Raw genomic sequence first — 14,077 nt, forward strand, 5'->3', positions numbered from 1 at the left:
AAGAAAGAGCACCATTATGAAATTGTCGCAAAAAGCTTTTGACCAGTGTCACACTGAGAAAGAAAATGATCATGGATAGCAAGATTGTTCAACAGAATGAGATTCTTCAAGATGATATTCTCATTGAAAAACACGGAAGGGGTAAATTTGAAGGTTTTCGTTTTTATGCCAACAAAAACAGTACCGATCAAATAGCTGAGAAGCAAATTTCAACAGAGAATGAGAATTTGATTCTTGCTTTTTCCAAACGCGCGACACGTTTTTGTGCTTCTGCAAATGGAGATTTTACCCTCAGTTCTGATGGAATTGTGCGCTGGATTGGTCAACCCGTAGGACAACTTGTAGCAACAGAAGATTTTTTTAAACCAAAACTGATTGTTTTAGCAGATGAACAACTCACGGGAGAATCCCGCAATAACGTTGTGAAACGATTAGAACGCTTTGTCACCTTTCATTTTGAAACGACTTTAAAACCCCTGTTTGATTTGCGCAATGCTGATAATTTAACGGATTCAACAAACAGTCTTGCTTTACAACTTTTTAACTCTTTAGGGATTTTACCACGCCGCGAAGTCTTAGACATTGTCAAAAACCTTGCGCAAGAATCACGTGCCGTTCTTCGGCGTCTAGGCGTGCGTTTTGGCGCTTTTCATATCTATGTTGCCGGAATGCTTAAACCTGCTCCGGTTCAAGCCATTACTCTCCTGTGGAATCTTCAAAATGCGGGACAAGATCAAACTGGTTTGGGTGAAGTTTTTTCAGCATTATCTGCTGGTCGAACCTCTTTAATTGTTGACCCTACCTATAACCGCCAATTTTATCAATTAGCCGGCTACCGAATCTTAGGACAACGTGCTGTACGGATTGATATTTTAGAACGTCTTGCCAATCTCATCCGTCCCGCACTTCATTGGAAACAAGGAAGTGATCCTAAACCCGATGGAGCCTATGATGGCAAAAGTTTTTTTGTTACACCAGCCATGATGTCCATTCTTGGGGCCAATGGAAACGATATGGAAGAAATCCTCAAAGGACTTGGTTATCAATCGTACAGCATAAGCAATACTGTTTTTGAACAAAATCTCTTTGCACACCAAGCCTCTTCCCCTGTCAATAGGGCAATGCAAGATGTTCCTGCAGCAGAATGCGTTGGAAGTCAATGGCAAACAGTAAGCGATTTAGAAACAACACGAGAAGAAAAAAATACCTCATTCCCAAACACTTCATCCTCTGGTATTGAAAAACATCTCCATAAAACCAATCGTTTACCAACAGCTGAACCTGTTGGGAATTTTGCCAAATCCCCTCGCTCTACAGAAGAAGATAAAGTTATTTTGTTATGGCATTATAAGCATCAATTTCCCCACCATGCACAAAAAAAACGTGATAAATTAGGAAATAAGTGGCAAAATAAATCGAAGAACGCTGTAAAAAAAGCGGAATACAAAAATGAAAATTCCCCTCAAGAAGCACCATCACAAGCAAAACGCTCTCATAAGTTCCACAAATCCCAAGGGAAACATGCAAATCATAAGCCCTTTCAAAAAGAAAAGCGCCTTAATCCTGATTCACCTTTTGCGAAACTAGCTGTACTACGCGATCAACTCACCAATCATAAAAACACGCACACACTTTCCTCTAAAGAGAATTAAAGTAACAAATGGAGTTTGATCTTGACCCACGTAGTAACCGACAACTGCATTCACTGCAAATATACGGATTGCGTTGAAGTCTGCCCAGTTGATTGTTTTTATGAAGGGGAAAATATGCTTGTTATTCACCCCGATGAATGCATCGATTGTGGTGTTTGCGTGCCAGAATGCCCAGCAGAAGCGATTTTACCTGATACAGAACCAGGATTAGAAAAGTGGTTAGAACTCAATCTTCATTATGCAAACAAATGGCCTAATCTAACCACCAAAAAAGATCCTCTTCCTCAAGCAAAAGAAATGGATGGTGTTCCAAATAAATTAGAAAAGTATTTTTCAGAAAATCCAGGAAGTGGCGAAGAGTAATGATAAAGTGTACACTCTCCTCCTTCAACGATTGAAAGACTTCTCTTGTAAAAATAAAAAATCCTTAAGCGAAATGATTGATTCTTTTAAATTTTGATGTTAGTGTTATTTTAACATGATCATCTTTCTAAGTATTTTTCTTTGCTTGTTATAGTAAAGCGGTGTATTTTTTTTTGATTTAAAAGTACTCGGCTTTTATGCTCACTTAATTGGTACAATATACTTGGTTAAAGAAAACTCAACCCTCAGGTTTATAACCTGTTTTCCGATACATTTGTTGATCATAAGGGAGTAAACTAAAATATGGCATCCCAACATGGAACGTCTTCCAAGACCAAAGAATTTGCAACCTCTGAATATATCGTCTACCCTACGCATGGAGTAGGACAAATTATAGCGATTGAAGATCAAGAAGTTGCAGGACATAAATTAAAACTTTTTGTCATTCATTTCGCGAAAGATAAGATGGATGTCAAAGTCCCCATTGCAAAAGCCCTTTCCGTTGGAATGCGTAAATTATCTGCTAGTGATTCTGTCGAACGTGCCTTAAAAGTTTTACGCGGAAAAGCACGCGTTAAACGGACCATGTGGTCACGTCGTGCACAAGAATATGATGCTAAAATCAACTCAGGAGATCTTATTTGTATCGCCGAAGTAGTCCGTGATCTTTTCCGCTCTAATCTACAGCCTGAACAATCTTACTCTGAGCGCCAACTTTATACAGCTGCTCTTGAAAGAATGGCCCGCGAAATTGCGGTTATTAATAGTCTTTCTGAAACAGAAGCTATCAATCTCATAGAGATGCATCTCTCCAACAAGCCGGAACGCGAGTTTAAAACTGAGAGAGAAGAAACAGATGAAAACAGTAAAGCTGTCTACGCTGCATAATACACTCTTTCATCATAATGATGATATTTCGATAAAACCAGCGAAAAGCTGGTTTTATTTTTTAACATCCTCTCTACCCTTAAGGACAAAGTTTCTTAACCAGCGCCAATCTATAAACAATCTAACTTTTCGACAAATTCCTCCTCCTTATTTTCTTTCTTCATAGATAACAAACTGATTAATCATCATAATCTAGCATTATTCATATTAAATTAGAATCTTGAATATGGTAAGATTTCTCATTTCAAATTTCTCTCATGTTGAATTAATCAAATCACTTGCTTGTCAATCACAAGCGGAGCTGATCTGTGGGTAAAAACTGTACAAAAAGAGCGAGACACTGTCTCAAGCACCAAAGGATATACCAACATTGGAATCTGGCAAGATGTGTAAGGGCGGGGCTTGCTTTTTTATTTAATCGTAAAGATCATAGTGCCGTTTATACACTACACCGAAACTTTACCATTTATCCCCTTCTACAAAACCATTGTAACATTCAAAAACACCGTCATAAAATGGATGCCACAAATATTGAAAAATATTGCTTTAAAAAAAATGCGTGACGGTACAACATAAGATATTTTGTCTTGGGCGCTCTATTTTGCATGAGAAGCATTCCCCATTAAAGAACGCGATAAAAAAAGCATGAACTAAAACCATCATCTCCATTCTGTAAAAGGCATTCCAAATACTTTTGAAAGCTGTAAAACTAACTTAAAAAATCACAATAAAAATGAACGTTGGCATTGCCCTTCCAATTTCATATTTTTCCCAAATGAGGTTTCTTATTTCAGAGGAGATATACGCAATATTCTTACTCCAATCGAACACAAAAAATCTAGAATGATTCATAGAACTCTTAAAAGTCTTAATCTCTGTTTCAAACAGACTGCTAAAGATTGGATATTCTCAGCAGGAATTGTCCAGTTATCATCTTCAATCTGATCTTCACGAATATGACGCAAAGGATTAGTACGAACGCCTATCAGGACAAGCAAACGCAAAGCCAGTTATGTTATGTTTTACAGAGTAACTGATAAAAGGCAAAAACATCTCTCCAATCCATTGCTGGTCTATGAGTGGTTTTATGACGTTGTTTGCCTAAGAGCGCGCGTACTTTTGCACTGCTTGTAAATCAACATCCACACCCAATGCAACCGCATGTTTAAGACAAAGATTAAGACGCTTCAGTGCTGTCTGAGCTGTTCCAGCTTTTGCATGCCAAATAGAGGCAAGGGTATTGCGTATCTCTGTTTGCGTAATCTCTGAAACAGGCAGACAGCCTAATTTGGGGAGAATATAAAGGTGTAAGGGTGAAAACCAATCACAAGCCTCACCATCATTTTTTAATTCAGCTTTACGGCTTTCAAAAGCATCCAACACGATATCTTTTAAATAATGGAGATTGCGCATTGCCTCACGCTTTTGTTTCTCACGTTCTTTAATGGGATCACGCCCCTCACGTAAAACAGCCCACCACCCAGTTGCCAATTCACGGGCTTGTTTAAAAAAAAACATCTCGCAAGGCACCCAAGCCCATTTCACGGCGCCGACCATGAATGGTATAACGATAAAGCCATTGAGCACCACCATCTTTACGTTTGTGAAGAAGCAAGCCGGCACCATCATTATATTTGCTAGCCCCCAATGTTGTGACAACCCTTGGCTCTTAAGACTCTTCATAAGAACCATTTTTAGTTCTTTCTTATACAAATTTTATCCACACACTCATCCCACTTGTGACGTGCAAACGAGTGGTTTGGATTGATTCTAGATAGAGAGATTTGAAATGAGTGAATCTTACGTTATTCGGGGTTCTAATTCAATATGAAAAACAATGAATTATATATATAAATCAATATGTTGTCTAGTGATGAACAGATAACAAAAAAAATCATAAACTTAGGTAAGCAACACTATAAAATCATTCATAAACCAGCTATGAACTGGAGAATCGTACCGGCTTTGATAAAATACTTTGCTCACCCCCACACATAACATATCTGGTTTTAAGTTTACTTATTTTTACAAGCTGTTCGCAACAAATCCCTTATATTCACAAAAATAAGAAAAATATATAGACAATTCTTAGTTCAAAAACATGAAAATACAGCGTGATATTCATAGAAAAGTCTCATGCACTTTTATCATAAAAAGTACTAAAGATTATTGAATGTGTACACCTTCTGTCTTGTAACGGTTTTCTCTTTTCTGCTCATAAGAAAGCGCGCTGGCATCAGCATACACTTAACCCCAATGTTACAACAATTCTTACATTTGAAAATATTCATTATAAACATTTTTCCTTTTTTATAGAGTTTTCACCCACATGCCAGCCCCACTTGTGACCGAAAAGCAAGTGATTATCATTGATTCAACATAGGGAAAAATTTGAAATGAGAAAATCCTACGATAGACCTTCCATTCAAGGCGCAAAACAACAAATGATCTTTATAAATCAATGTGATGTCGATCTCTATTTTTTTTAAGGAGAATCACATGTCACAATATAAGCCTATAGACAAACCATTGCCTTAAATATTCTCATAAAAAACACCGGAAAACACCGATATGCTTAAATCCTTACATAGATCAACCGCCTTAAACGATGATATTTTACGGTCTAATAGGATTCTCTCTATAGTCAATAAAGATTAAGTGCGATACAAAATGATTCTATTACTGAGCTAACTTATATCAATACCCAAGCTCTTAACGAAGTCATCATAAAAGACACTGATACAAGTAGCCCTTTATAGCCTCTCAAGAAAACAAGAAAATCATCTCCCACAATAGAATCATTTCTCTACAGCACAACTTTATCCCACACATGTTCTCAAGAAAAAGTGAAAAACGCATCTTACCCAATGCATTCATTAATGAAACAAAAGAAGTTCACCACTAGAAAAGAAAGAAAACGCTAAAGTTTTAACCACTAAAACAGAACGTCCACGATACATTCCCTGTTCCACATCGATAGAAGACGATGCAAGAGAACCTCAACATTCATCTTAAAGCGAAAATGCACGCCCCAAGCGTGCATTGATCGATGCAATAAAAGAAGTTCACCTCTGGAAAAGAAAGAAAACGCTAAAGTTTTAACCACTAAAACGGAACGCCCACGATACATTCCCTTTTCTATATCAATAGAGGGCGACGCAAGGGAACCCCAACATTGATCTTAAAGCGAAAATGCACGCCCCAAGCGTGCATTGATCGACGAAATAAAAGAAGTTCACCACTGGAAAAGAAAGAAAACGCTCAGTCTTTAACCACTAAAACGGAACGCCCACGATACATTCCCGTTTTCAAATCAATGTGATGAGGACGACGTAATTCACCAGAATTTTTATCTTCGATATAAGTCGGCGCCTTCAGAGCATCAGCCGAACGGCGCATGCCCCTCTTCGCTGGAGAGGTTTTTCGTTTAGGTACAGCCATAAAAAGACACTCCAAATCCATTAAAACAGAAAAAGCAATGTCAAAAATGACAATGCTTCATTTAAAACACCATAAAATTTGAGGATATTATACACTGATAAAAAAGAAGAGGCAATGTCAAAATGATCCTCCTCTTACCAAAAATGACCTTCCTGTTATCAAAAATGGTGTCACAATAATCAAATGAATATCAAAAACACTGCAAAATTTAAGAATTTTATACACCAATGAAAGCTTTTTTATAAGCCCTTCATTCAATTTTTATTTGGTTTAAAAAGGGATTTGCGCATACAGTAGAGATACGGATAAAAAGAGAAGTTGATTTTTAATAAAAAACGACGCCAATTTATGAAAACAAGAAAAAGCGACAACCTTTCTCTTTAAACTTCATAATTTCATTTTTGTAAAAACAAAGGAAGCAAGAATGCACGAATTTACCACCCTTCTTGCAAAACATAGAGACACCGTTGAAAAACGGCTTGATACCCTGTTAAGTGATCAAATCCAAAATGGTGAAATTTCACGCCCTAAAAACTTAATCAAAGCCATGCGCTATGGTGTGCTGAACGGTGGAAAACGCTTGCGTCCTTTTCTTGTAATTCAAAGTGCTGCACTTTTTGACGTCCCTGTAGAACATTCTCTTGATGTTGCATGTGCCTTAGAATGTATCCATTGTTATTCGCTCATTCATGATGATCTTCCCGCTATGGATAACGATATACTCCGGCGTGGAAAACCCACTGTCCATGTAGCATTTGATGAAGCAACAGCAATTCTAGCAGGCAATGCCCTCTTAACATTTGCCTTTGAAATCATTGCCGATAAAGCTAGTAATCTATCTACAGATATTAGAATCAAGCTGATCACGTCTCTTGCACAATCGGCAGGACTTGGCGGTATGTTAGGTGGACAAATGCTGGACCTTGAAGCTGAAAAAAGACCGCAAGAAAGTACTGACATCATCACTCTACAACACATGAAAACAGCAGCCCTGATAAGCTTTGCTTGCCAAGCAGGTGCCATCATTGGCAATGCATCTAAAGAATTAACCGAAAAGCTTACTGATTTTGGTACCTATCTTGGTTTAGCCTTTCAATTAACCGATGACCTTCTTGATGTCACCGCCAACACGCAAACCCTAGGAAAAACGGCTGGGAAAGATGAAACGGCACAAAAAGCCACTTTTGTTCATCTTTACGGCATTAAAGAAACCCAAAAAAAGCGAGATATACTCATCAGTAAAGCAGAAGCATTCTTACATCCTTTTGGCGCTAAAGCACTCCCCCTCCAACAAGCAGCACACTTTAGTGCAATACGCCAAAATTAAACTTCATCCACCCTATTGTACATAGTGTACACCGTCATATTTATTGAATGCATAATAGACTTTTCCAAGAAAAGTTACTATTAATCTCCATTATAGTCCTTATCATGAAATGGGTACGACAAATCTTGAGAGGAATTTCATTAAAACAAGCCGCGTGAATTTATAACACAAATGCATTCTGGGTATCCTATTTTGCATGAAAAATGCCTTCCATTAAAGACTAAAAGAAACAAAATGTGAAAATGCGTAATCACCATGTTTTAAAAGATATTACAGTGGATGCTTTAAAGCCGAATAAAAAACAACCGGAAAGAGGAAAACTCGTTTTCTCCTTTATGTCTTTAATCTTCTAACGATAAGGCAAAAATAAACAGAATAAGTATACAACAAGGCATTTTATAAACCCGCAAAAAACAATAAAAATGCCGATTGGCTTTGTAGCCTTATCAAAGTCATCTGTTGTTTATTGCCAACCCTAGGAGTACACTGCCCTCAGTAAAGAGTCGTAATTTTTATGCCTTTCCACGCTATCTTGTTGTAAAAGATCAAATATGGTTACATTCTGTAAATTCAGTCGTGTATTGCTTGCTCTCTAAAAACACTTTTACAAAAATGCTCGTTGTTTAGTTTAAGCATTATTTTTTTGAAGCTCGTATTTAAAATATCAGAAAAAAATGAACATAATGGCTATTTTGATTTTTATGCCACCCTCAAAGAACAAAGTCTTTTAATACAATCTGCTCTGTAAACAGTCTAGTGTCCTACCGAGTAGGTTTCTCTCGCTTTCCACACATGCGATTCACTTAAACTAAAGACGCGATAAGCAAGACTTAAGAATATTCACCATGTACTTCTTAAAATACTTAATGTATCAAACAGGATACCTTCACCACCCCTCAAATGACAGTATATTATAGCATAACAGGATAAATAAAACCACTAATTTCAATAGAACGAAAGACCAAAGCAGTATTATTACCGATCTCTCTTCTCTTAAACTGGAAAGATATAATACATTGATTTATAATGATAATTTGCGGTTGTTCAACTTGAATAAGAACCCTGAATACCGTAAGATTCTCTCATTTCAAATCTGTGTATATTGAATCAATCAAAATCACTTGCTTGCACCTCAAAAACAGAGAGAGCCGCGTAGGGCAAAACATCAAAGAAAAGACTAAAAAAATGCCTCTTATGAACCGTCTTAAAAGCCAAGGGCTGTCGCAACATTAGGGGCTAGCAAAGTGAATGATTGTGTCGGCATGCTCCTTCAAAAGCAGAAACATTTTTATTTACAAAAGTGTGTAATAACTTCAATTTAATAATAATCATGATCACTGTACAACTTTAATTCATCACGCTCTTTATCTCGTTTATTCAATTCATCACACAAAAAGAGAATTGATAAGATTAAACAGAGAATGATCTTTGCAACAGAAAGATAAAAAAGTCCTTATTATTATATATAATAGCGCAATCTAATTTGTGATAAGTCGTTTTTTCAATCCAAGTGCAAATTTCCTCCTTTAAGTGCAATTTTCTTATTAAGATGAAAAGCATCATTGTAAGTGAACCTATGCCTGTTGCCAACGCTGGAAAATATGGCCACCTTTTGAAGCCATAATAAAAAAAACAAGCAACATGGCCAAGAAAATGCCGCAATTATCAAGAGTATTATAGCCATTTAATACCCTTCGAGAGAATTTTTCTCATTATCCATTCAATGTCATTTGTAAATTCTTCTTGGTTTCATCATGTCATATATCGTGTTTAGCTCTATGCAAAAACGCGCTATTTGTTTAGTATTGTCATCATGACCAGCTCTCATACTAGACACAAGGTCAATAATTTGTGTTGTTGGGCTAATACCATTTCCACTTGAAGAATTAAGAAATTTTTTCGCATAATCAATCATGGGGTCGGTAGAATTCATAGACATATTATAAGCCCAGATAAAATCGCTTTCTCTCCAATTATAGTCATAACGCAAACTGCTTATGACATTGGGTAGCATTGCCCATGACATCTCCTCATTATAATCACTGCGTAATAAATTAACAAAGCGTCCACATAAAACAATAAGTATGTGTCGATGCCATATAATATCAAATTTGGGCGCTATATTTTGATAACCACGGCTATAGACGAAATTTCTTGCTTGTTCCTGCTTTTGAAAATGTTCAAAAGCCTCGTATTTTTCACTTATATATTCTTCGTAAAGTTTATTGTACTGCTCTAAACTATCTACACGCGTACATCCCAACAATACCAATACAGAAAAAAGAGTTATAAATGTTACAACACACGTTATGGATAACGATTTCATCGCTTTACCTTTATAATAACCATAATTTGTACGGCTTAACAGATTCCTATCAAATATATCAATATGTGATGGTTTCTTGTGGCTTATTTGTAGCAAATTGTACTCAACAATATTTCTGTACTTGGTTTTATTCCCTCTCAAAGAGGGGGGATGTCATTCAAAGTTTCCATAGATAAGTTTATTATCTGGATCAGAAATTTTCTAACATCAGAAAATACAGAGCTAACGCCACAATCAAAGAGAAAATACTCAAAAATGAGAATGTACAACGTAAAAAATTATCTCAACAAGATAATTGATATTTTAAAGAAAACAGCAATAAAACGCGTTAAATATATCAACAATAAAATCAGTCATGAGGAAAGCCTATTTGAACAGGCTATAAATTGTCCGACTGCTTAAATTAGCTCTAATGAGATAAAGTGTTACCAGTAAGGAACCAATGAAAATGAGAAAACTGCTCCATCACCATTCCTTAATAAGTATATAATCCGGCACAATCATGTTCTTTATCAGCGTCCAATCTTGTCAGCAACCCTTTGTGTAATATTCATGAGCAGCATTTTTATTTCTTTTGTAATGATTGTTATGCCATTTTAATGATTATTATGCCAAGCCCACTTATAACGTACAAGCAGATGACTTTGATTGCTTCAACATACATAGATTCTAAATAAGAATAACTGACACTATTCAGCTTTCTCATTCAACATGCAAAAACAACGATGCGCCTTAATAAATCAAAGCTTTGCCCCACTATGAAACCATATAAAACACGTATCGTAATAAGTTAATATTTTCACTGAACTTTTTTGAGAGTTCCTTCTAAAAAAAGTACTGCCAACAAGTAAATCAATAAATAAATAGCAAAAATATAAACGAGTGAGAAAAAGCCAAATATATTGACCATATACGCACTCATGTAAAAAAATACCAATAAGCTAAATCTCCCAACGGTTGACAAGAAAGATTCATATGTAGCCCTGAAATGATCACTAATACTATCATGCAAAACAACTTCTACACGAAGATATGTATACTTAATGAGATAAAAAATCATACAAACTAAAATGACAGCCATTTCTTTTCTTGGTTCAAAGAAAGCAACGGTAAAAATCAGTGAAGCCGAAAGAAACAGTAGTAAAATAAAATTCACTCTTTCACTTAGTTTTGTAAAGAGAAAACTAGCCAAGAGCTGAGAGAACAATATCAGTGAAAATGTCACACCAAGATCAAAATAAGTGACATTAATATCATAATCTTTAAATATCCACTGCCAATACTGCGAGAATATATTGAAAAAGATCAATGAAAAATAAAAGCATAAAGAGATATAAGGAACTTTAATAAAAATAGACAATATCTCCTTAGCTTCACAAATGAGAGAATTCGCTTTATTTGGTTTTTTCTCCCCCTTCAAGTCATCAAGAAAAAACAAACCAAATAGTGTCGTCATAAACATTAAAAACGCCGCGATATACCATATATATTGGCTAGAATAATCAGCAAAATAAGCACCGATCAAACTGAATATAAACATGCCGATGTAATTATATTGAGAGCTGGAACCAAGCACTTTTTTAGTGGATGTCAATTTTTCTTTTGCATATTGAACAAGTAAAGCATTATAGGCTCCAGCAATTAATGTCAGCGATAAGGCATTAAAAGTTTCTGCCAAAAGAAAACCATAAAAGCTTGTAGAAAATCCCATGAGAAAGAGCCATGTGGCAGCAAAAGCCGCTGGCAAAACGATCGATATTTTATAACTTTTTCGATCAGCAAAATATCCCAGAGGAATATCGGTAACCATCATAATAAAAGCCTGAAACGACTTAATGACACCTATATCAATAAGCGTTAAGCCTTTTTCAAGCATATAAAAGACAATAAAGGCGCCAGTTAAAATCCTTATACCGTTAAATAAAAAGCCAAACGCTAATATACTTGTCATGCACTCCCCCAATAACGCCAAAAAAGGCACCCGTATACATCATTTTATATCAATATAAAAGCTTACATTTTACGACAAATAGGACTATAATCGCTATAAGGATTTCCAATCCTATCAATTTGATACCCCAAAAAATGCTGGGAAAATGCCTGAAAAATCAATAAACAATGTTCTTTCTATAATTTGATATTTGAAGAATCCGTTAAATATTTTACTGTCTCAAGAGCAGCAAAAAAACCAGCAACAACATTTACGGATCTATTAAAGTATTCATATCGTTTTGCTTAATAGTCTTAACACACTCAAACTCATTAATATCTTTCATAAGCTTCTGATTCTAAAACAGGCATATCATCTGGTTTTACCTAAAATAATAAGCAACCAACAACAGTATTGACCATAGCTAAAGCAGCAGCATACAACAGCGCCATCTTCACATTGAAGACAGCTTGTTAAAAAAAACGACACACCATTTTTACTTCAACCTTATGCGATTTTTACCTCAACCTTGCCCAAAGCGTGTATGAATATAATCACTCAAAAGTGCTTCAAATTCTTCAGCAATGTGATCACCCCGCAAAGTTTTTACCTTTTGTCCCTCAATAAAAACAGGTGCCGCAGGACTTTCCCCCACTCCAGGCAAAGATATTCCAATATCCGCATGCTTTGATTCCCCCGGTCCATTGACGATACATCCCATCACAGCAACCTTCAAACTTTCAACGCCAGGGTATTTTTTACGCCAAACAGGCATATTTTTGTATAAATCTGCTTCAATTTTTTGCGCCAATTGTTGAAAGACCGTTGAGGTTGTGCGCCCACAACCAGGACAAGCCGCAACAACAGGCAAAAATTGCCGAAAACCCATCACTTGCAAAAGTTCTTGCCCCACCTTTACTTCTCGTGTCCGATCACCACCAGGTTTTGGTGTTAAGGAAATTCGTATCGTATCGCCAATCCCTTGCTGTAATAAAATACCCAAAGCCACCGAAGAAGCAACAATGCCCTTTGTTCCCATCCCAGCTTCCGTTAACCCCAAATGAAGAGCATAATCACAACGCGCCGCCAAGGTGGTATAAACAGCAATAAGATCTTGGACATCACTCACTTTAGCAGAAAGAATAATTTTATCACGCCCCAACCCTAACTCTTCTGCTAAAGTAGCCGAAAGCAAAGCCGACTGCACAACAGTTTCCCGCATCACTTCAGCAACCGATAAAGGATTTTCTTGCTGTGCATTTTCATTCATAAGCCGTGTTAACAACGCATTATCAAGAGAGCCCCAATTCACGCCAATGCGAATAGGTTTATGATACCGACAAGCAATCTCAATAATTTCTGCAAATTGACGATCTTTTTTTGCGCCAAAACCAACATTTCCAGGATTGATGCGATATTTTGCAAGCGCTTCAGCACACGCAGGATGCTCAGATAAAAGCTTATGACCAATATAATGAAAATCCCCAACCAATGGTACAAAAAATCCTAACCTCTCCAATCGCTCCCGTATTTTTGGTACAGCCGCCGCCGCTTCATCGCGATCAACAGTAATTCGAACCAATTGTGAGCCAGCTTGCCAAAGAGCAGCTACTTGAGAAACAGTTGCATCAACATCAGCGGTATCTGTATTGGTCATCGACTGTACAACTATCGGGCTCTGCCCCCCAATGATCACATCACCAACAGCAACACCAACAGATCGACGACGCTCAAGTGGTTTAGATAAAAAATAGGTCGTACTCATCAAGTCCTCAAATTTTTAAAACCTGCGCTATCAATCATTATTTACATTGATTTCCTCCGCGCTTCAAAGGACGAAAATTACACCGCCCACCAATCTTAACAGATTGCTCTCAAAAGGTTCGACCTACTAACACTGATGCAATACAACTCATAGGTGTATTCATTCTATAGACGTACCGGATAAGTTCTACTACTTCTGTTCAAGTTTATACTTCTACACTTGGTTGCTTCAAAAAGAAACTGAAACAAAACAGAGACAATACTGTATTTTTAAGTTGCATGCCGATACCTGACATCAATGTCATCACAAAACAGTGTTTTACAACACAACAAATAACACCCATCAAAGCGCCATTTTTAAAAATGCATGAAAGACATCGCCAAAT

At 36.6% G+C, this 14,077-nt stretch carries 8 protein-coding genes and 1 pseudogene; 4 read left to right on the forward strand and 5 right to left on the reverse strand.

Features of this window, described 5'->3' with window-relative positions:
• The first annotated feature begins 71 nt into the window (after positions 1–71).
• The 3 genes from ACFIMC_RS06990 to ACFIMC_RS07000 all read left to right on the forward strand — a co-directional run bounded on the left by ACFIMC_RS06990 (position 72) and on the right by ACFIMC_RS07000 (position 2,903).
• Positions 72–1,652 carry a hypothetical protein gene (locus ACFIMC_RS06990; protein ID WP_375671760.1) on the forward strand — a complete coding sequence of 527 codons (1,581 nt, stop codon included), beginning with the start codon at positions 72–74 and terminating at the stop codon, positions 1,650–1,652.
• Between the two features lie 21 nt (positions 1,653–1,673).
• On the forward strand, positions 1,674–2,015 hold the full coding sequence (gene fdxA / locus ACFIMC_RS06995; RefSeq protein ID WP_015856977.1) for a ferredoxin FdxA: 342 nt from the start codon (positions 1,674–1,676) through the stop codon (positions 2,013–2,015).
• A 303-nt stretch (positions 2,016–2,318) separates the two neighbouring features.
• A complete protein-coding gene (locus ACFIMC_RS07000) occupies positions 2,319–2,903 on the forward strand; it encodes a CarD family transcriptional regulator (RefSeq protein WP_273790499.1) in 585 nt (194 codons plus the stop codon).
• An 899-nt stretch (positions 2,904–3,802) separates the two neighbouring features.
• Here the strand turns inward: ACFIMC_RS07000 and ACFIMC_RS07005 are convergent.
• Together ACFIMC_RS07005 and rpmF are read right to left on the reverse strand one after the other, a co-directional pair.
• A pseudogene (locus tag ACFIMC_RS07005) lies at positions 3,803–4,551 on the reverse strand (tyrosine-type recombinase/integrase); the annotation flags it as partial.
• Positions 4,552–6,164: 1,613 nt separating this feature from the next.
• Positions 6,165–6,344 carry a 50S ribosomal protein L32 gene (gene rpmF, locus ACFIMC_RS07010; RefSeq protein WP_005774555.1) on the reverse strand — a complete coding sequence of 60 codons (180 nt, stop codon included), beginning with the start codon at positions 6,342–6,344 and terminating at the stop codon, positions 6,165–6,167.
• A 424-nt stretch (positions 6,345–6,768) separates the two neighbouring features.
• Here rpmF and ACFIMC_RS07015 point away from each other — a divergent pair, with 424 nt between their 5' ends.
• The gene (locus tag ACFIMC_RS07015) at positions 6,769–7,671 is read left to right on the forward strand and encodes a polyprenyl synthetase family protein (protein WP_375671758.1); all 903 of its coding nucleotides are present in this window, start codon (positions 6,769–6,771) and stop codon (positions 7,669–7,671) included.
• A gap of 1,726 nt (positions 7,672–9,397) precedes the next feature.
• Here ACFIMC_RS07015 and ACFIMC_RS07020 read toward each other — a convergent pair.
• The 3 genes from ACFIMC_RS07020 to ispG all read right to left on the reverse strand — a co-directional run bounded on the left by ACFIMC_RS07020 (position 9,398) and on the right by ispG (position 13,692).
• Positions 9,398–9,997: a hypothetical protein gene (locus tag ACFIMC_RS07020; RefSeq protein WP_375680758.1), complete on the reverse strand. Its 600-nt coding sequence runs from the start codon at positions 9,995–9,997 to the stop codon at positions 9,398–9,400.
• Positions 9,998–10,796: 799 nt separating this feature from the next.
• Complete coding sequence (locus tag ACFIMC_RS07025) at positions 10,797–11,948, reverse strand: MFS transporter (protein WP_375680759.1); 1,152 nt, start codon at positions 11,946–11,948, stop codon at positions 10,797–10,799.
• Positions 11,949–12,450: 502 nt separating this feature from the next.
• Complete coding sequence (gene ispG / locus ACFIMC_RS07030) at positions 12,451–13,692, reverse strand: flavodoxin-dependent (E)-4-hydroxy-3-methylbut-2-enyl-diphosphate synthase (protein WP_375633454.1); 1,242 nt, start codon at positions 13,690–13,692, stop codon at positions 12,451–12,453.
• Positions 13,693–14,077 lie beyond the last annotated feature (385 nt).

Source organism: Bartonella sp. AP21QHHD, from assembly GCF_042196205.1.
In the GTDB taxonomy this organism is placed as follows: Bacteria; Pseudomonadota; Alphaproteobacteria; order Rhizobiales; family Rhizobiaceae; genus Bartonella.

What these genes read in the sequence shown, in the direction of transcription:
- ACFIMC_RS06990 (WP_375671760.1), top strand. Translation starts at nt 72, where the DNA reads ATGGATAGCAAGATTGTTCAACAGAATGAGATTCTTCAAGATGATATT.
- ACFIMC_RS07000 (WP_273790499.1), top strand. Translation starts at nt 2,319, where the DNA reads ATGGCATCCCAACATGGAACGTCTTCCAAGACCAAAGAATTTGCAACC.
- rpmF (WP_005774555.1), bottom strand. Translation starts at nt 6,344, where the DNA reads ATGGCTGTACCTAAACGAAAAACCTCTCCAGCGAAGAGGGGCATGCGC.
- ACFIMC_RS07015 (WP_375671758.1), top strand. Translation starts at nt 6,769, where the DNA reads ATGCACGAATTTACCACCCTTCTTGCAAAACATAGAGACACCGTTGAA.
- ACFIMC_RS07020 (WP_375680758.1), bottom strand. Translation starts at nt 9,997, where the DNA reads ATGAAATCGTTATCCATAACGTGTGTTGTAACATTTATAACTCTTTTT.
- ACFIMC_RS07025 (WP_375680759.1), bottom strand. Translation starts at nt 11,948, where the DNA reads ATGACAAGTATATTAGCGTTTGGCTTTTTATTTAACGGTATAAGGATT.
- ispG (WP_375633454.1), bottom strand. Translation starts at nt 13,692, where the DNA reads ATGAGTACGACCTATTTTTTATCTAAACCACTTGAGCGTCGTCGATCT.